Annotated in this window: 25 protein-coding genes; 11 read left to right on the forward strand and 14 right to left on the reverse strand. The window is 42.1% G+C overall.

Translation table 11 applies throughout. From position 1 onward, the window contains the following. Window positions 1–51 precede the first annotated feature (51 nt). Complete coding sequence (rlmE, locus tag M1F05_RS19295) at window positions 52–681, reverse strand: 23S rRNA (uridine(2552)-2'-O)-methyltransferase RlmE (RefSeq protein ID WP_004905912.1); 630 nt, start codon at window positions 679–681, stop codon at window positions 52–54. Between the two features lie 135 nt (window positions 682–816). Between rlmE and yhbY the strand changes: the two genes are divergently transcribed. Then, window positions 817–1,110: a ribosome assembly RNA-binding protein YhbY gene (gene yhbY / locus M1F05_RS19300; RefSeq protein ID WP_047755891.1), complete on the forward strand. Its 294-nt coding sequence runs from the start codon at window positions 817–819 to the stop codon at window positions 1,108–1,110. Window positions 1,111–1,228: 118 nt separating this feature from the next. Here yhbY and greA read toward each other — a convergent pair whose 3' ends face one another. Then, window positions 1,229–1,705, reverse strand: coding sequence for a transcription elongation factor GreA (gene greA, locus M1F05_RS19305; protein ID WP_206083224.1), 477 nt, complete (start codon window positions 1,703–1,705; stop codon window positions 1,229–1,231). 244 nt (window positions 1,706–1,949) lie between these two features. Here greA and dacB point away from each other — a divergent pair, with 244 nt between their 5' ends. Then, on the forward strand, window positions 1,950–3,398 hold the full coding sequence (gene dacB / locus M1F05_RS19310) for a serine-type D-Ala-D-Ala carboxypeptidase (protein WP_206083223.1): 1,449 nt from the start codon (window positions 1,950–1,952) through the stop codon (window positions 3,396–3,398). Between the two features lie 60 nt (window positions 3,399–3,458). Here dacB and cgtA read toward each other — a convergent pair whose 3' ends face one another. The 3 genes from cgtA to rplU all read right to left on the reverse strand — a co-directional run bounded on the left by cgtA (window position 3,459) and on the right by rplU (window position 5,384). Next, window positions 3,459–4,634, reverse strand: coding sequence for an Obg family GTPase CgtA (cgtA, locus tag M1F05_RS19315; protein ID WP_206083221.1), 1,176 nt, complete (start codon window positions 4,632–4,634; stop codon window positions 3,459–3,461). 164 nt (window positions 4,635–4,798) lie between these two features. After that, the gene (gene rpmA / locus M1F05_RS19320; RefSeq protein WP_004905922.1) at window positions 4,799–5,056 is read right to left on the reverse strand and encodes a 50S ribosomal protein L27; all 258 of its coding nucleotides are present in this window, start codon (window positions 5,054–5,056) and stop codon (window positions 4,799–4,801) included. A 19-nt stretch (window positions 5,057–5,075) separates the two neighbouring features. Next, the gene (gene rplU / locus M1F05_RS19325; RefSeq protein WP_004905925.1) at window positions 5,076–5,384 is read right to left on the reverse strand and encodes a 50S ribosomal protein L21; all 309 of its coding nucleotides are present in this window, start codon (window positions 5,382–5,384) and stop codon (window positions 5,076–5,078) included. 335 nt (window positions 5,385–5,719) lie between these two features. Between rplU and ispB the strand changes: the two genes are divergently transcribed. Beyond that, on the forward strand, window positions 5,720–6,691 hold the full coding sequence (gene ispB, locus M1F05_RS19330; protein WP_206083219.1) for an octaprenyl diphosphate synthase: 972 nt from the start codon (window positions 5,720–5,722) through the stop codon (window positions 6,689–6,691). A 34-nt stretch (window positions 6,692–6,725) separates the two neighbouring features. Here ispB and M1F05_RS19335 read toward each other — a convergent pair whose 3' ends face one another. Continuing rightward, the gene (locus M1F05_RS19335) at window positions 6,726–7,088 is read right to left on the reverse strand and encodes a DNA-binding protein (protein WP_206083217.1); all 363 of its coding nucleotides are present in this window, start codon (window positions 7,086–7,088) and stop codon (window positions 6,726–6,728) included. Window positions 7,089–7,207: 119 nt separating this feature from the next. Beyond that, entirely contained in the window at window positions 7,208–7,570 is a 363-nt protein-coding gene (locus M1F05_RS19340) for a DNA-binding protein (RefSeq protein WP_206083215.1), read from the reverse strand. 514 nt (window positions 7,571–8,084) lie between these two features. Between M1F05_RS19340 and M1F05_RS19345 the strand changes: the two genes are divergently transcribed. Continuing rightward, complete coding sequence (locus M1F05_RS19345) at window positions 8,085–8,357, forward strand: helix-turn-helix domain-containing protein (RefSeq protein WP_206083213.1); 273 nt, start codon at window positions 8,085–8,087, stop codon at window positions 8,355–8,357. Window positions 8,358–8,445: 88 nt separating this feature from the next. Here the strand turns inward: M1F05_RS19345 and metC are convergent, their stop codons facing one another. Together metC and M1F05_RS19355 are read right to left on the reverse strand one after the other, a co-directional pair. Next, window positions 8,446–9,618, reverse strand: coding sequence for a cystathionine beta-lyase (gene metC, locus M1F05_RS19350; protein WP_206083211.1), 1,173 nt, complete (start codon window positions 9,616–9,618; stop codon window positions 8,446–8,448). A gap of 25 nt (window positions 9,619–9,643) precedes the next feature. After that, window positions 9,644–10,930 carry an amino acid permease gene (locus M1F05_RS19355; protein ID WP_206083209.1) on the reverse strand — a complete coding sequence of 429 codons (1,287 nt, stop codon included), beginning with the start codon at window positions 10,928–10,930 and terminating at the stop codon, window positions 9,644–9,646. 172 nt (window positions 10,931–11,102) lie between these two features. Between M1F05_RS19355 and M1F05_RS19360 the strand changes: the two genes are divergently transcribed. Continuing rightward, window positions 11,103–12,077: a LysR family transcriptional regulator gene (locus tag M1F05_RS19360; protein ID WP_206083207.1), complete on the forward strand. Its 975-nt coding sequence runs from the start codon at window positions 11,103–11,105 to the stop codon at window positions 12,075–12,077. Between the two features lie 77 nt (window positions 12,078–12,154). Here M1F05_RS19360 and mdh read toward each other — a convergent pair whose 3' ends face one another. Beyond that, entirely contained in the window at window positions 12,155–13,093 is a 939-nt protein-coding gene (gene mdh, locus M1F05_RS19365; RefSeq protein ID WP_047756324.1) for a malate dehydrogenase, read from the reverse strand. A 495-nt stretch (window positions 13,094–13,588) separates the two neighbouring features. On the opposite strand from mdh, the gene argR reads away from it, so the two are divergent. Next, entirely contained in the window at window positions 13,589–14,059 is a 471-nt protein-coding gene (argR, locus tag M1F05_RS19370) for a transcriptional regulator ArgR (protein WP_206083205.1), read from the forward strand. 85 nt (window positions 14,060–14,144) lie between these two features. Next, window positions 14,145–14,567, forward strand: a complete 423-nt coding sequence (locus M1F05_RS19375) for a DUF6122 family protein (RefSeq protein WP_206083203.1) — start codon at window positions 14,145–14,147, stop codon at window positions 14,565–14,567. 41 nt (window positions 14,568–14,608) lie between these two features. Here the strand turns inward: M1F05_RS19375 and mpl are convergent, their stop codons facing one another. Beyond that, window positions 14,609–15,991: a UDP-N-acetylmuramate:L-alanyl-gamma-D-glutamyl-meso-diaminopimelate ligase gene (gene mpl / locus M1F05_RS19380; RefSeq protein ID WP_206083202.1), complete on the reverse strand. Its 1,383-nt coding sequence runs from the start codon at window positions 15,989–15,991 to the stop codon at window positions 14,609–14,611. Window positions 15,992–16,156: 165 nt separating this feature from the next. Here mpl and fbp point away from each other — a divergent pair, with 165 nt between their 5' ends. Both fbp and ppa read left to right on the forward strand, forming a co-directional pair. Then, entirely contained in the window at window positions 16,157–17,164 is a 1,008-nt protein-coding gene (gene fbp, locus M1F05_RS19385) for a class 1 fructose-bisphosphatase (RefSeq protein ID WP_047756321.1), read from the forward strand. Window positions 17,165–17,375: 211 nt separating this feature from the next. Further along, window positions 17,376–17,906 carry an inorganic diphosphatase gene (gene ppa, locus M1F05_RS19390; protein ID WP_206083201.1) on the forward strand — a complete coding sequence of 177 codons (531 nt, stop codon included), beginning with the start codon at window positions 17,376–17,378 and terminating at the stop codon, window positions 17,904–17,906. Window positions 17,907–18,036: 130 nt separating this feature from the next. On the opposite strand, the gene M1F05_RS19395 is transcribed toward ppa, so the two are convergent. From M1F05_RS19395 to tamA, 3 genes are read right to left on the reverse strand one after another with little or no spacing between them, the layout of a single operon-like run. Further along, window positions 18,037–18,384 (reverse strand): gamma-glutamylcyclotransferase, encoded by a 348-nt coding sequence (locus M1F05_RS19395; protein WP_206083200.1) that lies wholly within the window; start codon window positions 18,382–18,384, stop codon window positions 18,037–18,039. Between the two features lie 3 nt (window positions 18,385–18,387). Then, the gene (gene tamB, locus M1F05_RS19400; RefSeq protein ID WP_206083199.1) at window positions 18,388–22,164 is read right to left on the reverse strand and encodes an autotransporter assembly complex protein TamB; all 3,777 of its coding nucleotides are present in this window, start codon (window positions 22,162–22,164) and stop codon (window positions 18,388–18,390) included. Further along, window positions 22,161–23,903: an autotransporter assembly complex protein TamA gene (tamA, locus tag M1F05_RS19405; RefSeq protein WP_206083198.1), complete on the reverse strand. Its 1,743-nt coding sequence runs from the start codon at window positions 23,901–23,903 to the stop codon at window positions 22,161–22,163. Before tamA ends, tamB begins: the two co-directional genes overlap by 4 nt. Window positions 23,904–24,036: 133 nt before the next feature. Here tamA and msrA point away from each other — a divergent pair, with 133 nt between their 5' ends. Together msrA and M1F05_RS19415 are read left to right on the forward strand one after the other, a co-directional pair. After that, window positions 24,037–24,678, forward strand: coding sequence for a peptide-methionine (S)-S-oxide reductase MsrA (gene msrA / locus M1F05_RS19410; protein ID WP_206083197.1), 642 nt, complete (start codon window positions 24,037–24,039; stop codon window positions 24,676–24,678). Between the two features lie 409 nt (window positions 24,679–25,087). Then, window positions 25,088–26,455, forward strand: a complete 1,368-nt coding sequence (locus M1F05_RS19415) for a hemolysin family protein (RefSeq protein ID WP_206083195.1) — start codon at window positions 25,088–25,090, stop codon at window positions 26,453–26,455. Window position 26,456: the final 1 nt, after the last annotated feature.

The following is a 26,456-nucleotide window of genomic DNA, read 5'->3' on the forward strand; positions in this document are numbered from 1 at the left end:
CAAGGGATTAACCTCATATTACAACTGTGTTAACAAATAACGCTCAGGGTACTATAGTTTTAGTCCTGTCGCTACAATGTATACTTCACGCGATCGAGCCCGCGAAGATTCAGGTTTACGAACTTTTACTTTCGTAAACAGGGAACGGATATCCCTAAGGTAGTCATCAAAGCCTTCTCCCTGAAACACTTTGACAATGAAACTTCCTCCAGGTGCCAATACTGCACGGCACATATCCAATGCTAATTCAACTAGATACATAGAGCGAGGAATATCAACAGCCGGTGTCCCACTCATATTTGGCGCCATGTCAGACATGACCACCTGTACTTTTTTGTCGCCAACTCGTTCGAGCAAAGCGGCGAGCACTGCTTCGTCACGAAAATCCCCTTGAAGGAAATCCACGCCAACGATTGGGTCCATCGGTAATAAGTCACATGCAATCACTCGACCATTATGACCTATTTGACTAACAACGTATTGTGACCAACCCCCTGGGGCGGCACCTAAATCAACAACGGTCATACCTGGTTTAAAAATTTTATCACCTTGCTGGATTTCCTCCAGTTTAAACCATGCACGTGAGCGTAACCCTTTCTTTTGTGCTTGCTGAACATATTTATCACTAAAATGCTCTTGCAACCAGCGACTTGAGCTTGCCGAACGTTTTTTATTGGCCATTGTGCTTTCCAACTATACTAAAAGATCTACAACGATATTGCTGCTTCTTTACCATCGAACAGATATAATTGATGGTGATAGATATCAGATGGCGGTAGAATAAGCCATTTTCAATACTAACCAAGCAAAAAATCGATGAATCTTAATAAAAAACAAATTCAGCACCTTAAAAGTCTCGCTCACCACTTAAACCCTGTTGTTATGATTGGCAACAACGGATTAACCGAAGGTGTCTTGGCTGAGATTGAAATCTCACTAGCACATCATGAGCTTATCAAAGTCAAAATCGCAGGCGAAGATCGTGATACTAAAAATTTGATCGCTGATGCGATTGTTCGCGAAACTGGTGCAGTAAATGTACAAATTATCGGTAAAATTCTTGTTATCTATCGCCCGTCGGCAGATCGCAAAATCATTTTACCTAAATAATAACCCATCATTTATATAAAAATGCCATTGAAAGCACGTTTTATATGAAGAAAAAGGCCGCCTGCGGCCTTTTTCGTTAAATCAGGGAAATAATATAGCTAATTCAGGGAAATAGGAATCAGATATACTCAACTTTAAGAATTTCGAACTCAACGTCTCCGCCTGGGGTTTTGATTGAGACCACGTCATCGACCTCTTTCCCAACCAAACCACGCGCTATTGGTGAGTTAACAGAAATTAAATTCACTTTGATATCCGCTTCGTCATCACCCACAATACGATACGTCAGCTCTTCATCAGTATCAACATTCAATACCGTTACTGTTGCACCGAAAATTACACGGCCATTGTTGACCATTTTGGTCACATCAATGACTTGTGCGTGTGAAAGTTTCCCTTCGATTTCTTGAATACGGCCTTCACAAAAGCCTTGCTGCTCACGAGCTGCATGATATTCCGCATTTTCTTTTAAATCACCATGTTCACGCGCTTCAGCGATTGACGCAATGATTTCTGGACGGCGGACCGATTTCAGGAACTCAAGTTCCTCTCTTAGTTTGTCCGCACCAAATACCGTCATCGGGATCTGTTTCATTAATAAATACCTCGGTTTCAATCCTATCTAAAAACAAGTATCTTCCTGATTTTGTAACAACAGTACACCGAGCACCTCTGAATACCAGGGGGCTCCAAGTAAATAACTCAATCAGACTCATGTACTCATTTATCTTATCATAATGTACGTTATTTTAACTGAGACTTAATAACGGGTCATCGTTTACTTTATAAGGCATTACACTTTAGTATGTGCAGTATGTCCACTTTAATGCGTGAAATCTATGTCATTACTTAACTTAACCAGAAAATGGATACTCACTTTCGGGATTACCTTAGCCAGTAGTCAAGTTCTTGCTATCCCCATTGATGAGTACAAGCAACACCTGCCAGACGGCACTAACCTCGCTCTGGTTGCGCAGAAAGTGGGAAGTAACACCCCATTAATTGATTATAACGCACAACAAATGGCGCTCCCTGCAAGTACACAAAAAGTGGTTACTGCACTCGCCGCCTTATTGCAATTAGGGCCTGATTACCGTTTTGTCACCAATTTCGAAACCAGCGCCAAATTGAATAATAATACATTGTCGGGGGATTTAGTCATTCGCTTTAGTGGCGACCCAACACTGACCCGCCAACAAATTCGCAATATGGCGAATGCATTGAAACAAATTGGGATCCATAAAGTTGACGGGGACTTAATTGTCGATATTTCTGCATTCGCTAGCCACGATAAAGCACCTGGCTGGGTGTGGAATGATATGACTCAGTGTTTTAGTGCTCCTCCAGCAGCCGCAATTATTGACCGAAACTGTTTTTCTGTTTCCCTTTACCCTGCTGAGCGTGCTGGCGATATGGCGTTTATCAAAACTGCCAATTTTTACCCTGTGAATATGTTTAGTGAGGTCAAAACGCTCGCTAAAGGCTCACCTGAGGCGCGCTACTGTGAGTTGGACGTCGTACCTGGGGAGTTAAACCGCTATACACTAACAGGCTGCCTGACTCAACGTAGTGAACCACTTCCCCTTGCTTTTGCCGTACAAAATGGGGCGAGCTATTCAGGGGCGATTGTCAAAAATGAATTAAAAACTGCGGGTATTGAACTGACTGGTAATGTGAAAAAACGCACGCAGCCAACCACACAGTCACAAGTGTTGGTTAAAACGGAATCTAAGCCTCTTCATGATTTACTCAAGGTGATGCTTAAAAAATCTGACAATATGATCGCCGATACTGTTTTTCGGACGATTGGTCGCGAATATTATGGCGTTCCAGGTACATGGCGATCAGGATCCGATGCTGTTAGACAAGTGTTAAAACAAAAGGCAGGGATCGACCTTGGTAATACAGTGATGGTGGATGGATCTGGGCTTTCGCGCCATAACTTGATCACGCCAGCAACGATGATGGAGATCCTTCAGTTTATAGCCAAAAATGATCAACAACTTGATTTCATTTCCATGCTCCCTCTCGCTGGACATGATGGCACATTACGCTACCGTGGAGGCTTCGATGAAGCAGGCGTAAATGGAAAAGTTTCAGCGAAAACAGGTGCATTACAAGGGGTGTATAACCTCGCAGGCTTTATTACCACCGCGAGCGGGCAACGCGTTGCATTTGTGCAGTTTATCTCTGCTTATGCGGTTCCACAAAGCCAGCAACGTAGCCGCCGAGTACCATTAGTTCGTTTCGAGAGCCGGTTATATAAAGACCTGTATAAAAACAACTAATTGCTAAGTTTCATTCATTAAAAAAGGCGCTTTTGCGCCTTTTTGTATTTCTAAGATAAATTATTTTTGGTAAATGATTTCGACACCTTCATCGTCATCTTCATCCCAATCATCATCCCAGTCATCGTCAACGTCTTCAGCACCTGAAAGTTGCTCTTTGTGGTAATCATCCCACATAAACTCGACTTTCTCTGGCTGTTGGACATCTTCAGTCGTTGCCATATCACGAGGTTGAGTATTCATAAATTCCATGATATCCCAGCACAGTGCTTTCACACCTTCATGGTTAACCGCTGAAATCATGTAGAATTTATCTTCCCAGCCCATTGCTTTGGCAATTTCGGCTGCACGTATTGCAGATTCTTCTTCGCCTAAGATATCAATCTTATTGAAGACTAACCAACGTGGTTTCGCTGCCAATTTTTCACTGTATTTTTCTAATTCGCTGATGATGATCTGCGCATTTTCAACAGGATCTGACTCATCGATCGGGCAAATATCGATCAGGTGCAGCAAGACGCGGCAACGTTCTAAATGTTTTAGGAATTGGATCCCAAGCCCTGCACCTTCCGCAGCGCCTTCGATCAACCCAGGAATATCCGCGACAACGAAGCTTTGTTCGTTGTCCATACGCACCACGCCTAGGCTTGGTACTAATGTGGTAAACGGATAATCTGCCACTTTTGGTTTTGCCGCGGAGACAGAACGAATGAATGTGGACTTCCCTGCATTAGGCATTCCCAACATCCCAACATCTGCTAACAGCATCAATTCTAACAGTATTTCGCGAGTCTCACCTTTCGTACCCATAGTACGTTGGCGTGGAGCACGGTTTACTGATGATTTAAAGCGAGTATTCCCAAGGCCATGGAAACCGCCCTTAGCGACCATGTGGCGCTGTTCATGGCGCGTCATATCACAAAGTACTTCATTAGTGCCAAGATCGCGTACACGCGTACCGACGGGCACCTTCACTGTGATATCTTGACCACGTTTACCTGTACATTCACGGCTTTGGCCATTTTGACCACGTTCTGCACGGAATGATTTTTCAAAACGGTAATCGATTAACGTGTTGAGGTTTTCGTCTGCTTGTAAGTAAACATCCCCACCATCGCCACCGTCACCACCGTCTGGCCCCCCTTTCGGGATATATTTTTCACGGCGGAAGCTGACACAACCATTGCCACCATCTCCTGCCACGACCAATATTTTGGCTTCATCTACAAATTTCATATTTCTCTCTCCGCTTCTGAGCCGCATAACGCTGGATGGCTGTTCTACTCAGAGATGGTGTATCTTTAATATGTGTGTAGTTCATTAAAGATCAAATATCTGAATATAAAAAGCCCCGCAAAAAGTTTTGCAGGGCTTTAAGTCTGAATTAAAGATCAGAAAACTTATTCAGCTTCGATGCTGATAAATTTACGATTGTTAGGACCTTTAACTTCAAATTTCACTTTACCATCCGCTAATGCGAACAGAGTGTGGTCACGGCCACAACCTACGTTGTTACCTGCGTGGAACTTAGTACCACGTTGACGAACGATGATGCTACCTGCTAATACAGCTTCACCACCAAAACGCTTAACACCTAAACGTTTTGCTTCTGAGTCACGACCGTTACGAGTCGAACCACCAGCCTTTTTGTGTGCCATTAATCTGCTCTCCTAAATCTTAAGCGATGACAGTGATCTTAACATCAGTGAACCACTGACGATGACCCTGTTGTTTACGGCTATGTTTACGACGACGGAATTTGACGATTTTTACTTTCTCGCCACGACCGTGTGCAACCACTTCCGCTTTCACTTTAACGCCTTCAACGACAGGAGCGCCGATTTGGATCTCATCGCCATTAGCAACCATTAAAACTTGATCAAATTCAACAGTTTCACCTGTTGCGATGTCCAGCTTTTCTAGGCGGACAGTTTGACCTTCGCTAACTCGGTGTTGTTTACCACCACTTTGGAAAACCGCGTACATATTAACTCCGCTTTCCGCGTACTCGCTAAATATTTCAATTCCAGAGCACGCTATAAAATATTCACAATAGGGCGCGAATTCTACGCAAAAAAGCATCAGAACACAAGCCAATAATGCGGTTAGATGACAAAAAATACGACTTTTTTCTCAACAACCTCTTTTTAGTACTGATTTGGTACTAATTACTCAAATTGTTACTTATTTAAACATTTTTTGCATCACACCTGATAATCTTATTATTAATAATGTTATGCTAATGGTATAAGTGTTCTATTCGGTCTCCCATTTTGTTATTCAGGGAATGAACCAAAAACTAATAATATGAATAAATTACGATGAATTTAGAATCTATTATTGAACTAACAACTGAGGATATGTCAGCAGTAAACAAAGCCATCCTCAGTCAATTGAATTCAGATGTTGCACTAATTAACCAGCTTGGTTATTACATTGTCAGTGGTGGAGGCAAAAGGATCCGCCCAATGATCGCGATACTGGCAGGAAGATCCTTAGGCTACGCGGGGCATAAACATACCCAAGTCGCAGCATTGATCGAGTTCATCCATACCGCAACATTATTGCATGATGATGTTGTTGATGAATCGGACATGCGTCGTGGAAAACAAACCGCAAATGCCGTGTTTGGTAACGCTGCAAGTGTATTGGTGGGTGACTTTATTTATACACGATCCTTCCAAATGATGACGGATCTTGATTCGATGCGAGTCCTTAAACTCATGTCCGAAGCCACTAACGTGATTGCAGAAGGTGAAGTTTTACAACTCATGAACTGCAATGATCCTAATATTACTGAAGAAAACTATATGCAGGTGATCTACAGCAAAACAGCACGTTTGTTTGAAGCAGCGGCTCATGCATCCGCTATTTTAGCGAATGCAACACCTGAGCAAGAAAAAGCATTACAAGATTATGGTCGTTATATCGGCACAGCCTTCCAGCTGATCGATGATTTACTGGATTACGATGCTAATAACGCCCAGTTAGGCAAAAATACAGGTGATGACCTTGATGAAGGTAAGCCCACGCTTCCTCTTCTTCACGCCATGCAAAATGGGAATGAAGAAGAATCAGCATTGATTCGCCAAGCGATAGAACAAGGTAACGGCCGCCATTTGTTAGAGACCGTTTTAGCAACGATGAAGCGCTGTGGCTCACTTGAGTACACTTATATTCGTGCACAAGAAGAAGTACAAAAAGCGATTAATGCGCTAAATGTCATTGATGATTCTATTTATAAAGAAGCTTTAATTGGACTTGCTCACATCGCCATCCAACGTCATTCCTAAAACTCGCTATAGGCTGTTTAAGAAAAGGGGAAAATTATTTTTCCCCTTTTTCGTCTTCAGCTATCTGTGCAAGTAGTGAAGATAGACCATAACGCAAAATGTATTTTACGATTTTATTACGTTCAGTCTCTGTCAGTTGATAATAAGCTTCTGACCAGATCTGTAATGCATCTGTTCTTTGGCTTTGATAAGGCACTGACGGCTCGCATAAGCTTAATTGGCCTTGGATCTCTCCTGGTAGGCTTTCAATATAATATTCAACAGCTTTACCTTGGACACCTCGCTTTCGCCGATGTTTCCAGCCCTCTCTTCTTGCCATCAGGTTAACACCCTGTGGCGAGGTTGGCAGTCCTTCTAGCCCTGCGAGCTCTTTCGCAGTGAACCACAATTTTTTCATATCTTCACTTTCACGCTTATATTATGAAACCTGCTATTGCAGCTTTACCGAATCGTCATCTGTTAAAAAAGATTTAGACTGAATATAATATTATTTTTATATAATTAATTATTCACAACTTAAGTATTTGTAAACGACTTTTTATTAATTAAATCAATTAGTGCTAAAGCCCCTTCCCGTATAATGAATGCCAAGATCACCTCACGCTCATCATTAGAGAGTTGGTTATAAGCTTCTTGCCAAATAAACGAATTGTCATTTCGTTTTACCTGATAGCTTGGCAAAGCTTCGCTAACAAATTGACCGTCAAAAATATCTATCGATATCGAACTAATGTGGTATTCCAACGCTTTTCCTTGGATACCTTTCCTTTTGCGGCAAGTCCAATTTTCACGCCTAGCCATGGCATTAATACCCTGAGTCGTCATTGGAAGCCCTTGCAACCCAACTAACTCTTTTGCTGTTAGCCATTCCTTGTACATACTGACCCTCCTAGTCCTGATGACAACGCACTTTCAGTTGCTGAAAACTATCTATACTTTCTTAAAAACAGTTAAATCATTCATTTTATTAATAACAGGAAATAATAATATACAAATCATATATGTTATTTGCATTTTAATTTCTTTTAATAACAGACAATTAAATAATTTACTCGCTAATAATTTAAGTAATTTTGTTGAGTAATTTAGATATATTACCAATACAAGTAACGGGTAACAGTAAATACGCCATTCCCAATACTAACTCGAAAGAGTTAGTTTTATTTTCAAAGTTTTATCTTAATTCACAGTTATTAATTCTAACTTTCCATTTAATTTCACAAAAACCACGATAGTTTCATAAAATAGAATTTTTAGAAAAAACCAGAAATTATTTTGGAAAATTTCTGTTATTTTATTTCCAATAACAGGGAGATTGTATTGAATGTATCACAATATCCCGTTACTCGTACCATTAACTCTACATGATTCTGAATGAAAAAAGGACTAAAAAATGATTTTACGGAAGTCAGACTGGCACCCAGCAGACATCATCGCAGCATTACGTAAGCGTGGAACAACACTTGCTGCTATTTCACGTGAAGCAGGGCTGAGCTCTTCAACTCTCGCGAATGCCCTTTCACGTCCATGGCCTAAAGGAGAATGGATTATTGCCAATTTTTTAGGAATTCACCCATCTGAAATCTGGCCAAGCCGATATTACGACCCGATAACAGGTAATTTATTAGAAAGGAAAGTGAGAGAAAAAACACCAATGGAAGATTAAAATCGAATGAAAATAGTTATAAAGCCGTGAATAATAACTTTATTGATCCACGGCTTTATCTTTTTATCATTACTCAATAAAGAAAATATTATTTCATACGCGCAAAACCGTCAGACAGATCCTGCTTTAAATCATCCAGATTTTCTAAACCAATCTGAAGTCGCAGTGTTGGGCCACCTGGCTCCCAATGTGTGACTGTACGGTATTCAGCGCAATTAAATGGAATAATTAAGCTTTCAAAACCACCCCATGAGTAGCCCATACCAAAAATGGATAGCCCATCTAACATGTTCGCAATATCAGTCTGGGTGTATTTCGGGTCTAACACGATGGAAAATAACCCTGATGACCCTGTAAAGTCCCTTTTCCATATTTCATGCCCAGGACAATCAGGAAATGCGGGGTGTAAAATTCGAATAACTTCAGGGCGTTGCTGTAACCAGTGGGCAATATTTAGCGCTCTTTCTTGGGCTTCTTTTAAGCGAATAGGCAACGTTCTCATACCACGTAAAGCCAGAAAACAGTCTTCCGCTCCAGGCAACATCGCCATGTAGTCATAAGTTTCACGTAGTTTTGGCCACCATGCTTGATTTGCAGACACAATCCCCATCAGCAAATCAGAGTGACCACCTAAATATTTTGTTCCTGCTTCGAGTGAAATATCACAGCCCAGTTCATGCGCTTTAAAAAACAACGGTGTTGCCCATGTGTTATCGATGATGGTGGCAATATTATGCCGTTTCGCAACATCAACAATCGCAGGAACATCTTGAATTTCAAAACTTTGAGAACCTGGAGACTCTAAAAAAATGGTGCTGGTATTTGGCTGCACAAGTGTTTCAATCTCTGTACCGATCATCGGATCGTAATAAGTGGTCTCAATCCCCATTTTATCCAATAACCCGTGGCAAAACTTACGGGTTGGCCGATAAACACTGTCTGGCATCAGTAGGTGATCACCCGATTTCAGTGTCGTTAACAAGGCTAGGACTATTGCTCCTAATCCTGACGGTGACAACACCGTCCCCTCTGCCCCTGCGAGAACAGACCACGCCTGTTCAAGTTGCTTAATGGTTGGCGTGCCCGCTGTACCGTAGTTAAATTCGGCTCTATCGTTGATTAAGGCATCAACCGTTGGGAACACCACCGTCGAACCACGATAAACTGGGGCATTCACGAACCCTGATTGCTTCGCAGGGTCTCTTCCAAGCTGGGTCACTTGTGTATCAACATGAAACTCAGAAACTGCTTTTTTCTTCATGAGATCCTCTCATCAACATCATTATTTATTCGAAAAACTTAAAGAATGGTGACAGACACAACAGCACACCAAAGAAAATGATAAACCACACTGTTGGGCCTTTAAATTTGTGCAGTGCTGGGACTTTGTAAACCAGATAACATGGGATCAAACAAGAAACGATACCAAACAATGGACCACCTAACTGCATAAAAAACAGGATTGAGAATCGTGTTGAAACCCAGAACCACAGTGCGATAATCACGCCTAAGCATACGCCATAGTGCAGTACCGTTTGGTTAATGCGCTCTTCAGGCATGAATCGAGTGAGAATATTCACCACAATGCCTTTTATCGCTTCTTGGAAGCCCAAGTAAATCCCTAAGAATGCCGTTAAGATTGCAAAAATATTCAATAATGCCGTCATCACTTTCACCACAGCACCTGGTATCACCTGCGCAGCAATCGCTAATGCAGAAATATTTTGCTCGAAAGCGGATACCGCTTGTTCATGGCTAATTGAAAAGGTAAACGAAAATGCAAAGAATAATACGGCGACGGCTAAAATAATATAGGCAACGCGGTTAGCCCGTATTGCACGGTAAGTCGCAATGCGTTTATCGCTTTCTAACTTACGATAAGCAATATTCATTGGGCTCAAAATTTGCACAAATAAAATAGAAAACAACGTAAATGGTAATGTTAAGAAAACATCTCGCATAAATGGGAGAAAATCAGGAAAGGCAGTGATATTCGCAAAATTCCAATATGGCACCATGACAACACCAAGCAGAACAATAATCCCAAATTTCACAATAACCATTGGGCCTGACACTTTAAACAGTAGCCTCTCTCCTTGCGCCGCTATCGCGACCAATACGGAAATAATAATCAACCCATACCAAATAGAGTCAGATAATAACCCTTCGGTTAATCCAAAGGTTTTAATATACGAGGCGCTGTCGAAGGTCACGGCTAATGAATAAGAAAACATACCGTGCAATAGCATTAAAAAGTAAGCTATCCCTAATGCTATCCCCCAATTTTTACCCAAGTATTGCGTAATAACACTCGCATAATCATTGCATTCTTCAGATTCAGATAGCGTTCTAAGATATAAATTTTGTAACCAATAAATGGCTGGATAAGAAAGCATGGTTGCGGCAATAAACACCCAGATGCCTTTAATACCAATTTGCACAGGCATAAATACAATTCCTGAGCCAATCGCCATCCCGATACATAAAATCACCCAACCTACATCATATTTTGTAAAAGGGATCTTTTTGGTATCAATAGGATTACCTGCACTTGCCTGAATACTATTAGACATAGTCTATTCCTCAACGTTATAGATTTAATTATTAAAAAAGTTAGGAACAACATTATTTGTAGGCGTTAATTTTTCATTATCGCCGTTTTTTAATACTGGTGTGGCTCGAGCAAACTGCGATAAATTCACAATTATAGTATGCTGGAATAAATGGGTTTGATAGGGCGGGACAATGCTAATAAATAAAAACACTTTTGCGTTCAAAGCAAAAATTGACAGCTACGCGATTTTTCGACATTTAGAGTTATTTATCAAAATCGTCGAATGTAATAGCTTTAGCCTAGCGGCGAAGAAGCTGAATGTAACGCCGTCATCCGTCAGCCGAGGGCTACAGCAGCTAGAAGATCAATTGGGTGTAGTCTTGCTAAAACGAACAACCCGAAATTTTATTTTGACCGATGCCGGGCGCTATTTATTGCAGAGATCGCAAAACTTATTGGCTGATCTTGATGACTCTCTGATCAATACCGCAAGTTTCTACCAACATGCTCAAGGGCAATTAAAGATCACCTGTTCCATTGCATTTGGTGTCTGCCATTTAATGCAAATCTACAGTGAATACCGCGAAACGAATCCCAAAGTCAGTTTATCCGTTGACCTTAATGATGAGCTAATTAATTTAAATGAAGTGGATTTTGATATTGCATTACGTATTACTAGTCACCCGCCTGAGAATTTTGCGCTACGAAAAATTTGCAACATTAACTGGGTATATTGTGGTAGTCGGACGTATTTTGAGCGTTATGGTATTCCTCAGTCCCCCGCCGATATTGCATTACATAATTGCTTAATTAACCCGAATATTCCTGACACATGGCGAATGACGGATAAAGATGGTAGCGCTTATCCTTTGGAAATTAATAATATGATTGAGGTGAATAGTAGCTTAGGTTTATTAGAAGCTGCACGTTGCCACCAGGGCATTGTTTGCTTACCCACATATATGTTAGGCAATTATATTGAAAATGGCGAGCTGATCCCTGTCTTGCTGGATTATGACCCCAAATCGACACCATTTGCACTGTATGCGTTATATCACCCAGCTCATACACACTCACCGAAAATCAGAACATTTATTGATTTTTTAGTGGAAAAAATACCGTCAGATCCACACTGGGATCATTGGATGCGACAGCATGCCTCGTAGTCGTCTCATAGAAATTAAAAAGGTTGAGTTCTATAAAAAGAAACTCAACCTTTTCGATTAGAAAAAATTAATTAGCATTAGCCATTAATGAATTTTTCACCTAATTCGATATCCGCTTTCAGGACATCTAACATGTCTTTCAGCGCTTTTTCTTCAAATGCGCTTAATTTGCCAATTGGCAGGTGTTTTTCGATACCGTTTTTACCTAAAACAACAGGTTGTGCGAAGAAACGTGCATGTTGGCCTTCACCTTCAGTGTAAACACACTCAACCACGTTGCTTTCACCTTGCAGACCACGAATTAAAGATAAACCTAAACGTGCTGCTGCTTGTCCCATAGACAGTGTCGCTGATCCGCCACCGGCTTTTGCTTCAACCACTTCAGTACCTGCATTTTGGATACGTTTAGTTAATGCTGCGATTTCGTCATCAGAGAAGCTTACACCTTCAATTTGTGATAACAGAGGCAGGATCGTCACGCCAGAGTGACCACCGATAACTGGAACTTCGATATCGTTGACGTTTTTGCCTTTTAATTCCGCAACAAAAGTATTAGAACGGATGATATCTAATGTTGTCACACCGAATAAACGGTTTTTGTCGTATACACCTGCTTTTTTCAGAACTTCGGCAGCGATTGCAACAGTTGTGTTCACTGGGTTAGTGATAATACCAATTAATGCTTTCGGGCAAGTTTCTGCGATTTGTTGAACAAGGTTACGAACGATGCCTGCGTTAATGTTAAACAGGTCTGAACGGTCCATGCCAGGTTTACGTGCAACACCCGCAGAGATAAGAACAATATCCGCACCTTTCAGTGCAGGTTTCGCATCTTCACCAGCAAAACCAGCCACTTTAACGTCTGTTGGGATGTGGCTTAAGTCAGCAGCAACACCTGGAGTAACGGGTGCGATGTCGTAGAGGGAGAGTTCTGAACCAGCTGGAAGCTGATTTTTGAGAAGAAGGGCGAGAGCCTGACCGATACCACCTGCTGCACCTAGGACTGCAACTTTCATTCTGAAACTCCTTAATTTGTACTTTAAAAAAATATGACTTTATTTGGTTATGCACTAAACGCATTACGTATAAAAAACAATTTCTTAACAGATAGAGAGAGAGTTTAACGCTAGAGAATTTGTTGACTAATTCCCCCTATTCTAAACAAATTCCTTATCTGTTAATGAGATAACGGACACTTTTTTAACAAATAGTTTTTCTCACTATTGCTTTTCGCACAATAAGTTGTTTTTACTGTTCATTATTCAAGCACAAACCCTTTTATTAACAATAAACTTACAACTTTAATAAGCTAAATTCATTGATATATTATGCTAATTTTCCACACTAACAATTTAAGATAAATTGACTTTTAGCGCTGTAAATAAAACAACATAAAACCTAAAAGATTCCATTATCATTGATTATTAAATCATCATAACGCAATTTTGTTGCATAAAAATGCACTTTTACGGATAATACAACTTAGTTTAATGCCGATGAATGGGTTAATTATGCGTACTCCGTCTAAACAAGAAGACTTAGTTAAGGCTTTTAAAGCCCTACTCAAAGAAGAAAAATTTAGCTCTCAGGCTGAAATTGTCACGGCTTTGCAGGAAGAAGGCTACGAAAACATTAATCAATCTAAAATTTCCAGAATGCTCACCAAGTTTGGCGCTGTTCGCACTCGTAATGCGAAAATGGAAATGGTGTATTGCTTGCCAAGTGAGCCTGGTGTGCCAACCGCCACCAGTCCATTGAAAAACCTCGTTTTGGATATCGATTACAACCCATCAGCTGTGGTAATTAGAACTAGCCCAGGCGCAGCTCAATTAATTGCTCGCTTACTAGACTCATTAGGTAAAGCCGAAGGTATTTTAGGGAGTATTGCAGGGGATGATACGATTTTCTCTACACCAGCGAATAACTTCACGACGAAAGAGCTATACGAAGCGATTTTAGCGTTATTCGAGCAAGAGCTCTAATTGACATCAATCGTTTGATGCCAAACTAAGGGGGAAAGTATCGACTTTCCCTTTTTTATTTAAGCCAAAGATTAGGGGCTTTACCGTGCTATTCGAAGTTTTTCGCAATATTGTGCATTACGGCTTTCATTTTTTGATGCCAATTTTGTTCGCCTATCTATTTTGGCGAAAAAATTGGAAGTTAGCCGCATTGATTATGATTGCAACAATGGCTATCGATTTAGACCACTTATTAGCAGACCCTATTTTTGACCCTGATCGCTGTGGCATTGGCTTCCATCCCCTTCATTCCCTTTGGGCCGCGATTGCCTATGTCATTTTACTGTTTATGCCATCTTGGAAGCTTAAAGCTGTGGCTGTCGGGTGCTTATTCCATCTTTTTACCGATTCACTCGATTGCTATATGGGCAGCCTAAAAAAAGAAATGAATAACCCAGTAACATTAAGCTGGGTGATAGACCAATGCCCATTCGATACATCAGACATTAAAAAACCCCAGCAATCTTAATGAACACTGGGGTCTATCTAGACTATTATCAGTAGGCTTAATTACTCATCTACTTCAGTTTCCGCTTTCGCTTTCAAACCCGCTAGCAATTTCCCATGGATGCCCTCAAAGCCACCATTGCTCATGACAAGTATATGGTCACCAGGCTGTGCAGCTTCAATCACCATGTTCGTCAGTGTGTCAATATCCGCGCTCCAGCGAGCGGGCTGAACGCACTTTTCAGCGATGTCAGTGACCATCCACGGAATATTGGTTGGTTGGAATAAAAAGACTTCATCTGCACGGCCTAAAGCAGGCGCAATGTCATTTTTATTCACCCCCATTTTCATGGTATTTGAACGGGGCTCTAACACAGCAATAATTCGTGAAGTCCCACCCACTTTGCTACGCAACGCTTCGAGTGTTGCCAAAATTGCGGTTGGGTGATGCGCAAAATCATCATAAACGCTGACACCATTTTCCACACCACGCAATTCAAGGCGACGACGTGCATTGATAAATTTACCCAATGCAATACAAGCCTCTTTAGCAGGTACACCAACATGGTGAGCAGCTGCAATCGCCATCAAACCATTTTGGATATTGTGGTTACCCACTTGTGACCAAGAGACTTCGCCCACTTTTTCTTGCTGAAAATACACTTCAAAGTGGCTACCATCGTGGTTTAGCTTCACCCCTTGCCATTCGCCATGTTCACCGCCCACCAGCTCTTGCTCACTCCAACACCCCATGCCAATCACTTGTTTTAAATGATTGTCATTGTCTGGGGTAAAGATTTTTCCACTGGCAGGGACGATACGAACAAGGTGATGAAATTGTTTTTGAATTGCTTCGAGATTTTCGAAAATATCCGCATGGTCGAACTCAAGGTTATTCAAAACCAAGGTTTTTGGACTGTAATGCACAAATTTTGAGCGTTTATCGAAGAATGCACAATCATACTCATCGGCTTCAATCACAAAAAATGGGCTTTCGCCAAGTTTAGCGGACACATCAAAATTGCCTGGCACACCACCAATTAAGAAGCCTGGCTTATAACCGCAGTCTTCTAAGATCCACGCTAACATTCCTGCTGTCGTGGTTTTACCATGTGTTCCCGCCACAGCAAGTACCCAACGCTCAGGTAATACGTGGTCATGTAACCATTGAGGGCCTGAAGTATAAGGTAAACCTCGTTCTAATACAGCTTCAACACACGGGTTACCACGCGTCATGGCATTGCCAATCACCACCATATCTGGGATCGGTTCAAGCTGAGCAGGATCATAACCTTGAATAAGCTCAATGCCTTGATTTTCAAGCAATGTGCTCATTGGTGGATAAACATTTGCATCTGATCCCGTCACTTTATGGCCTAAAGATCGCGCCAATATTGCTAAACTTCCCATAAAGGTACCGCATATACCTAAAATATGTATGTGCATTCTTTTTCATCCAATTAGCATGAGGTTTGTCACTATTCTACCCATCAATAGCAGGTTTATAAATGCATTAACCTATTAATCTTTTTTTTATTTAGTTAAACTCTCCCCCGCGCGGGGTATAATCGTCCCGCAAAACCTTTGTCAATTTTATTCAGGACCTTCGTCATGAAAACATTAGGCGAATTCATCGTCGAAAAGCAACAAGATTTTCCTCATGCAACAGGTGAGCTGACGTCACTGCTGTCAGCAATTAAACTGGGCGCTAAAATTATCCACCGTGATATTAACAAAGCTGGACTCGTCGATATTCTTGGCACTAATGGTGTTTCGAATATTCAAGGTGAAGTCCAGATGAAGCTTGACCTGTATGCAAACGAAAAACTGAAAGCGGCCCTAAAAGCACGCGGAGAAGTCGCTGGTATCGCCTCTGAAGAAGAAGACGAAATTGTCATTTTCGAAGGAGACCGTGCAGAAAACGCAAAATATGTCGTATTAATGGACCCACTAGATGGTTCTTCGAATATCGATGTAAACGTTTCCGTCGGGACAATTTTCTCAATTTACCACCGTATTACACCAATTGGCCAACCTGTGACTGAAGCAGACTTCCTGCAACCAGGTAACCGCCAAGTTGCTGCAGGTTACGTTGTTTACGGTTCATCAACCATGTTGGTTTATACCACAGGGGTTGGTGTGCATGCGTTTACTTACGACCCATCATTAGGCGTATTCTGCTTATCTCATGAGAAAGTCATGTTCCCATCGGAAGGCAAAATGTACTCCATTAACGAAGGTAACTATATCAAGTTCCCTATGGGTGTTAAAAAGTACATTAAATACTGCCAAGAAGAAGATAAAGCAACTAACCGCCCTTATACCACGCGCTATATTGGCTCTTTAGTGGCAGACTTCCACCGTAATTTGCTCAAAGGGGGTATCTATATCTACCCAAGCACAGCAAGTCACCCAAATGGAAAACTGCGCCTACTGTATGAGTGCAATCCAATTGCATTCTTAGCTGAACAAGCTGGCGGTAAAGCAAGCGATGGTGCGAACCGTATTTTAGATATTATTCCAAGTGAATTACACCAACGTGCTCCGTTCTTCGTCGGAACCGAATCTATGGTGGAAAAAGCTGAATCATTCATGCGTGAATTCCCAGACGCTGAATAATCTAATTCACTAATGCTCAGGCGGGATTTCCCGCCTTTTTTGTCCCTTTTTTTCGCCAACTAGTGAGTTTTTCCCCTTTTTGCGGCTATAATGTCCCCCACGCTATCTACCCGAAAATGTGAGCGGCTTGAAAGTCGATAACTAACACTATTTAATCAGTACGTTAATAGTAAACGGGTAAATTCATTATTCACACAAAGGATACATTTAAATGGGCCTGAACAATGTACCGGCAGGTAAAGATCTGCCAGAAGATATCTACGTTATCATCGAAATTCCAGCTAACGCAGATCCTATCAAATACGAAGTTGATAAAGAATCTGGCGCGCTGTTTGTAGACCGTTTCATGTCAACAGCAATGTTCTATCCATGCAACTACGGTTACATCAACAACACACTGTCTTTAGATGGCGACCCAGTTGACGTGTTAGTCCCAACACCATACCCATTACAACCTGGTTCTGTTATTCGTTGTCGCCCAGTTGGCGTCCTGAAAATGACCGATGAATCAGGTGAAGATGCGAAATTAGTGGCTGTTCCACACACTAAACTGAGCAAAGAATACGACCACATTAAAGATGTGAACGATATCCCTGAGTTACTGAAAGCACAAATCACTCACTTCTTTGAACATTACAAAGATTTAGAAAAAGGTAAGTGGGTTAAAGTTGATGGTTGGGATAACGCAGAAGCTGCTAAAGCGGAAATTATCGCCTCTTTCGAGCGCGCTGCGAAAAAATAATTTTCCCCTTCAGGAAATATTATTGAAGGCTCTGGTTAACCCCAGAGCTTTTTTTATGCCTTTAAATGTAAAAACGCCGGCAATATTGCCGGCGTACTGCACATTGCCCACTCAACAAAATAGTGTGTGGTTATTTTTCTTCATCACGTTTGAGCCAGTCGCCGCTTTTAATTTGGCGCAGGCCATCAACCGAATGCTTATACAGATAAATCCAAGCGTTGCCATATGGCGTTGGGATCAACTCTCTTACATAATCCTGGGAGTTTTTCTTTAGCTCATCTAGCTCGGTCAAAATCGATGGGTTGATGCGGTACACTTCGCACTCAATGGCTCCATCGCCTTTCACCACAGCGGGATAAAATCCAAGATCATACAGTTCATAGCCTTCTAGCTTGTGCTCGCCTAACAATTGAGCATAAGTCATCCAGTGATGATTTCCTTGCTTTTGTCTTAAGCTGCCATAAACAATTACACGCATAATCTAAAACTCAAATTGGTAAAGGAGATCCAAGGCCTGGTTCACACCAGACACAGCTTCTAAATACAATTTTGGCATTAACCGATAGCGTAAGGTCAAGGTTGCCAATGAGTCAAAGATACCAACTCCATACTTCACTTGTAAATCATTGGTTATCTTACCGCTCACCACAACTTGGGAACCATCGCCCACACCTTGAGTATCGAGTGCCAGATCAGAAACCCCGAATGTTTCACCTATCTTACCTACCAGTTGCCCACTTTGAGCCACACCTAAGCCGATAATCATCGATGTCATTTGGGAGCCATTTGCGTCACCACTTTCTAAGCCTTCCCCTCTTAACAGATAGGAAAGCGCTTCTTGTTGTGTCTTGGCTGGCTCAGAGAATATCTCGACTTTCGGTTTGTCTGCAAGCCCTGTGACCTTAACACCTGCAATAACATCATCTGCCGTGTTCTCTGGATTACGAATCGCCTCTAAATTTAAGAACGGTTGATCCGCAGGTCCTGAGAACTGAATTTGCCCTTTACGGACAATTAAGTCCTGACCATAAGCACGGAAACGCCCCGCAGGAATGTCAATCTGCCCATTCAAGCTGAGCCCTTGCTTATTCTGCAATACCTTCAGTAAGCCCGTTAACCGCGCTTTTAGACCAAATGCATCTAGCTGTACATCATTACCAATTTTAATATCTAAATTGGTTTGAATCGGAATAGAAGGCGCTTTTTCTTCTATCGGCTGCAAGTTGTTATCCAACATCACCACATCAGAAGACGCACTAACTGCTGACTCAGGCAGCTCTTGAACCGTAATTCTTGCCCATGGAATAGTCACAGAACCACTTAACGTTAAGAGCGATGGCGAAGCATTAAACACAATATCAGGTTGCACATCAATTTTAATCATCGGTGGCATGGACACACGCAGGTTGTTCCCGCGCGCCATGACTTTCGCACGCCACGCATTGATATTTCGCCAATCCGCATCACCATCAATGTTCAGATACCCTTCAGGGGTATTGATCTGCCCATTCATTACCGAACTCGTGCCATTGAAATTAATGCCTAAATGACCGCTTTTAATATCAAACGGGATCATAGCAGATTTAATTTCTAAGCTAGAAAGTGATAAGTTCCCATTTAACAGCGGGTTATTCGCTGAACCACCTAAACGAAGGTTTGCATTTAAACGGCCATTCGCCACTTCTTTTTGACCAAGTAACGGTTTGATTAAATCCAAGGTAATCGAGTTGATTTCAACATTTCCCGATAACAAACGGCGTTTTTCAATATCTGAAACTTGCAAGTTTCCACGCATCTGCCCGTTATTGGCGAGGCCAAATAACCAATTAAGGTCTGCTTTACCATTTTTCAAGGCGGCGCTGAGAGTTAACGTATCGAATGCGATGGGTAAACGCGTCCCTTCAACAAACTGGGTCGCTTTCACATCATTGCCACGTAGATCGACCTGCACTTGCGGCATGCTACCATCCGCTTTCCAGCTCGCGTTCGCTTTACCACTGAACACACCACTAACACGGGTATCTTTTGGCATAAACGGTTTTATCATTGCTAAGTCGAAACGCTCTAACACAATGTCCGCACTGCCGCTTTTTCCTGCTTTAATAGGTTTTGGCACACACAAACGCGCGTTTGGATTTACCCAGCAATGGCTGCCAATCGTCACTTCTTGCGTTTGGTTTGCATAATTGAGTGACATAGCTTGGTTTAAGCGCCATTCGCCAACCACCGTATCAAATAACGTATTTGATAACGTGCCTTTCCACACCTCAGTTTGGCGATCAAACCCACCCGCTAATGCTAACTGGCCAGAAACAGGTTCACCTTTCATATTTAATTTCAGGGTATGCTGTTTTTCGCTACCTTTGGCATCTAACGTCAGGTTGCTAACGACTAAATCCCCTTGTCTTAACTGACGTAAAACAACAGATAAATCCCCTTTGATTTGCTCACCAGTCGCAACATTACCTTTGATAGCAACATTTTCGATAGCGAGATCATTTTGCCATTTCACGCCTCGTGCAGTCAGGTCAACCAACGCTTCCGGCGTTTGTAAATTACCGCGTAATTTCACATCCCCTGCAATCACGCCACCAAGCCCTGGCAATAACCCGTTTAGTGCGGGCGCACTAATTTTGGCATCAAGGTTCCATTTCTCGGCAAGAGAGCCCTTAACGTCTACATTATTCTTGCCTAAAGCTAAATTAAAATGAGGGATATCCCATTGGCCTGCGGCATTACCTTTCGCCTGCCCACGGGCTTTGAGTAAGTTATTTTTAACATTACCATCGAGCATAATTTCAGGGATATCTAACTGCCAACTACCGCCGTATAAACTACCACGGGTAGCAATCTTACCGTCCACTTTTGCAGGCCATTCTGGATACTGTTTTGCTGTATTGATCCCAGACAAAGTCAGTATTGCATTCCAGCTAATGGCTTTGCTCCAATCAGCAACACCCGTGATATCCGCATTTCCTTGCAACGCGGCAAGGCGTAAACGCGTTAAATTGATTTGCGCTTCGTTACCTTTTGCATCTAGCATCAAGGTCGATGGGGGTAAATCTTGCCCCGTGATTGCAGAACGCAACGACAAATCATAAGCTGATGGACGACCGTTTAAACGCAGGCGCGTGCCATCTAATTGATATTGCGCATCCCCAACTAACGGCCACGCAAGTTTATCGCTTTCAAGGGTGAGTAAAATTGGCAAATCTGCTTGGGATAAGTCAGTTTCTGCATCAAGCGTAGCATTAATTGGCCCTTGTAAATTAAGTGCCAATTTCAATTCATCAATCAACCCACCTTTAAGGGATAAATCGACTTTCTGCCCATCCAAATCATCTAAACGACTTTCCCCAATAACCGACAATGAAACTGGCCATTTATCTTGCAGCGTTGCAGTACCCGATAACGACACATTGCCTTGCGGCGCATCCACTTTGAGCTGTTTAACCAATACTTGCTGCCCTTGATTGGATAAACTGAGGTGCAATTGGTTGATTTTAACGTCAGTACTGCCCGTTAATTGGAAATTCGAGGCATTAATCCCTTCCACATTTAAATCAACAGGGAGAATAACTTCTGGTAATTCGGCTAGTAATGGCTTCGAAAATAACGCCTTAAGCTCATCCGCAAGGGATTTTTGCTCATTGATTGGTGTCAAGTCTGGCTGTTTTTCTTCTTCAGGCTTCACATCCGAGCTTTCAGGAATATTAATTGCCAGATTAATAATATCCGTTGGAGCGAGGGTAATCGCCTTCCCTTCCCATGTTGCCCCAGTGGTAAATTTTGCTAAATCGATAGCCATGCCATCCACAATGACATGCGTTTCCACAAATGACAGCTGACTTAAACGGATAGTTAAAGGCGCTTTTAGCTCTGTCAACGGCTCAGAAGGCGGAGTCTCTTCCGATGGCGGAAGCTGTGAGGTATCAACGTTAACCGTGACATTTTCCGTACCTAATGTGTTAATACACAGTTCACGACTAGTCAAACACCCTAGTTTCACGGCCAAATGCAGTTTCCCTGCATTCACATCTATACCTGGCATTTGGTATTTCACACCCGTTAAGGTGAGGTCACGAATATCACCATCAATGCCATCAATAGTTAATTCAGGGACAAAGCGTGTTACCGAATTTAAGGCAAAGTGAAAACCTGATTTTGTGCCAATTACCCAGCTAAGCGCACCAATCACCAGAACCAGAATGAATAAAATGGCAAGACTGACCCATTTTAACCACTTCAACCACCTCATAATTCTGTCCCCAAGCCGATGTAAAACTGTATTTTGTCATTATTGGAGTCGCCAATCGGTGTTGCGAGGTCAAATTTAATCGGCCCAACAGGAGAAACCCAACGCACACCAACACCAGCCCCCGTTTTGAAGTCACTGGTTTTAATGTCATTGACGGCTTCGCCGCTATCCACGAAGGTCGCCCCCCACCAGTTTCCCGTAAAATTATATTGGTATTCAATTGACCCAACGACTAGCTTTGATGCCCCTGTGAGCTTACCGCGACTATCCTCTGGTGAGATTTTTTGGTAACCATAACCACGAACACTACCATCCCCCCCTGCGAAGAAACGTAAGTCAGGTGGCACTTTGTCAAAGTCATTGGTTTCAATCCAACCTACATTACCACGCACAACGAAACGGTGGCCCTCCCACGGCGTTCTGATCCACACATTTTTGGCTTGTAAAACTGCAAAGTCGATATCAGAACCCCAAATTTTATTTGAGTAATCAATGGAATAACGCTGGCTATCGCCCCACGTCGGCATAACACCACCCCGCTGACGAATGCGACTAACATAAGCGCCTGGATATAACAGCATGGTGGTATTAGTGACGTTAGCTTGAGTAAAGTTACTCAGCATCCAGCGCATATTCACGCCATACTGCCAACCCGATGAATACTCCCAGTTACGAGATACATTCAGCGTCGTCGTATTCGCTTGGGTATCATTCAAATCCGTACGTTTAAAGCCACCTTGCACTGCATAATATTGCTCAAGTGGATTGGCTTTTAAGGGAATTTTATAGCTAGCATCAATCAATTGCTCAGGCTGGGACAAGCTGATACTTGACGTTAAACTTTGGCCTCGTGAATTAACCCACGGTTTATTCCATGTCGCTTTCACGCGAGGCCCAACGTCCGTTGCATAGCCGCCACCAAGCTCGATAAAGTTCCTCGCTCGAGGCACCATAACCCCTTCCATTGGCAATACATCTGAACCATCATCGCGTGCTTTAGCAATATTTGGCGTCACAATCGCCGAAGAAAACCAACCTGTTTCCGCTAAGCGACGGTTAAACTCAGCAAGTTGCTCTGACGTGTAATATTCCCCTTCTTTAAAGGGTGCGAGGTTATTGAGGTAATCTGAGCGAATTTGCGAACCTTGATAAGAAATAGAGCCAAACCGATAACGTTCGCCACTATTAAAATCAAAATCCCAATATGCGGCATGGTGATCGAGGGAAATCCCTAGCTGGCTCTTTTCCATCACTGCGTCGAAATAGCCTTTACGAATCGCTAAACTACTAAAGCGGCCTTTAAAATCTTCATAGTGACCATCGTTTTGCACGATATCGAGCCTTGGTGTGAATTTCCACACCATCTCTTTAAAATCTGGATCTGTTTTTGCCCCACCTTGAAGTTCGACCTTCACGCCTTTCAGTAAGATAGGCTCACCTGGATTCACCTTTGCGGTTAATATCGAGCGTGCGGGCGGTGTTTTTTCTTCATAACTAAATTCAACAGTCGGTTCGTAATAACCCAGCGGCTTTAAACCTTCCTGAATTGCTTTCTCGACACGCGCTCGAAAACGGCCATTGGGCACCACTTCGTCTTGGGATATATTAGAAAGCTGTACTCGAACGTTTTGATTAAGTTGTCCTTCAAGTCCTTCTATATTAAGGCGAAGATTAGCTGCATATACCACTGGCACAGCCGCAGTTAAGCAGAGAAAACAGATTAGAGGGTATTTCGACACGCCTGCTCCTAAGGTGGTAAAAAGATTGACTAAAGGCTTCATATCAATTTATTTTGAGTAAAATTAGCGCGAGACACAAGTTTTTATCCTAATTTTTAGCTTATTTGTGTGGTCAAGACCAATAGGAATCATTATGCCTTTTAATAAATTTCACTCTGCAAATATTTCACAGCCTCTGCATGGCAGAACCAGCGCACTTTCTTATTCACCATATCACGCTGTTAGCCATCATTCGATTGAGATTATTCCTAAGAATATGGAAATAGCTTATTTTGCAATGGGTTGTTTTTGGGGAGTAGAACGATTATTTTGGCAGCAACCGGGGGTTTACACGACCTCTGCAGGCTATTGCGGGGGGGTGACACCTAACCCAACCTATGAAGAAGTTTGTTCAGGCCGAACAGGCCACGCAGAAGCTGTACGCGTTGTTTTTGATCCACAAGTTATCAGTTACGCTCAACTATTAACGCTATTTTGGGAAAACCACGACCCCGCCCAAGGCATGCGCCAAGGGGGCGATATCGGTAGCCAGTACCGTTCAGGCATTTATACATTAACAGAAGAACAAGACCAGCAAGCGATGAAAACGTTGCAGGCCTACCAAGAAGCCATGAAGGCACAAAACGATATTCGCCCAATCACTACAGAAATCACGCCATTGGAAACCTTTTATTTCGCTGAGGATTACCACCAGCAGTATCTGTATAAAAATCCAAATGGTTATTGTGGCTTAGGCGGTATCGGTGTTTGCATGCCACCGTCTTTAACTATTTAGCACATAACTGATCCTTCTTTTATTTAATTTTTTTATTCTTTAATTTAGGTTCCCACAATAAATATATATTCAAAATTATTCGTACTGTAGGTAGGCGGCAAACGAGGATAGCTTGGGGAGCATACATAAGTATGTGACCCGAGTAGCCGAGAGAAGCCAACACCCCTACAGCGCGAAGAATGAAGAATATTGACCCGAGTAGCTGAGAGAAGCCAACTCCCCCTACAGCGCGAAGAATGAAGAATATTGACGAATATCTCGCCAGCCATCTATACTAACGACACATATCAACAATTTGCGCATGTCGCGCACCGTATATTTGCTTACTCAATATATTTTAATATTCGAGACTATGCCTTTAAAGATTTCTGAATTTTATAAATTCACCCTTTGAAAGGCTGGATAACTTATGCTCAACAGTTTACTGATCGTCCTTTTATTATGTGCTATTAGCGCATTTTTCTCTTTGTCAGAAATTTCACTGGCTGCTTCCCGCCGTATAAAACTCAAGTTAATGGCCGATGAAGGTAACATTAATGCGGCTCGTGTTCTGAAATTACAAGAAATGCCTGGTATGTTTTTTACCGTGGTGCAAATTGGCTTAAATGCGGTTGCCATCCTTGCTGGTATTGTTGGCGAGTCTGCATTTTCCCCTGCTTTATATGATGTTTTCATTCAGTTTTTATCCCCTGAGTGGGCACAAAAAATTGCCTTTGTCCTCTCATTTACTATCGTGACCAGCCTATTTATCTTAGTGGCTGATTTAACCCCAAAACGCGTTGGTATGGTGAAACCAGAAGCCATCGCAATCCGCATTGTTAATCCAATGCGCTTTTGTTTAGTGGTATTAAGCCCCCTTGTTTGGTTCTTTAATGGCCTAGCTAACCTATTTTTTAAACTATTCAAACTACCTATCGCACGTAATGAAGATATTACTTCTGATGATATTTTTGCGGTGGTAGAAGCGGGTGCCGTTGCAGGTGTTTTGCGTAAACAAGAGCATGAATTAATTGAAAATGTGTTCGAATTAGAATCGCGCACCGTACCATCGGCAATGACACCGCGTGAAAGCATTATTTACTTCGATAAAAACGAAACTGAAGACAGTATTAAACATAAAATTTCCACTCAGCCACATTCAAAGTTCCTCGTTTGTGAAGGGGATATTGACCATGTTATTGGTTATGTCGATTCCAAAGAGTTACTTAATCGTGTACTGAATGGGCAAAGTTTAAACTTAAATGATGGCGTACATATCCGTAGCACTCTGATGGTGCCAGATACACTCTCGCTATCAGATACACTAGAAGCCTTTAAAAATAACGGTGTCGATTTTGCTGTTATTCTCAACGAATATGCCTTAGTGATGGGGGTCATTACCATCAATGACGTTATGATTACCCTAATGGGGGATTTAGTCGGATCAGGACAGGAAGAACAAATCGTCGTTCGTGATGAAAACTCGTGGCTAGTCGATGGGGGAACCCCTATCGAAGATGTACAACGTATTTTAGATATTGATGATTTTCCAGACTTTAGTAATTATGAAACTATCGCTGGTTTTATGATGTACCGTTTGAGAAGAATGCCAAAACGTACGGATTACGTGAAATACGCAGGCTATAAGTTTGAAGTGGTGGATATCGACAACTACAAAATTGACCAGTTGCTTGTCACACGGATTACTTCTACCCCTTCCCCCGTCGTTGTACAGCCAGGAAAAAGTGCCATTGAAACGGCTGACGCAAAACAGCAAACAAAAAATACTGGCCACTAGT

Origin of the sequence: Providencia sp. PROV252 (assembly GCF_033676005.1) — a bacterium.
Lineage (GTDB): Bacteria > Pseudomonadota > Gammaproteobacteria > Enterobacterales > Enterobacteriaceae > Providencia > Providencia vermicola.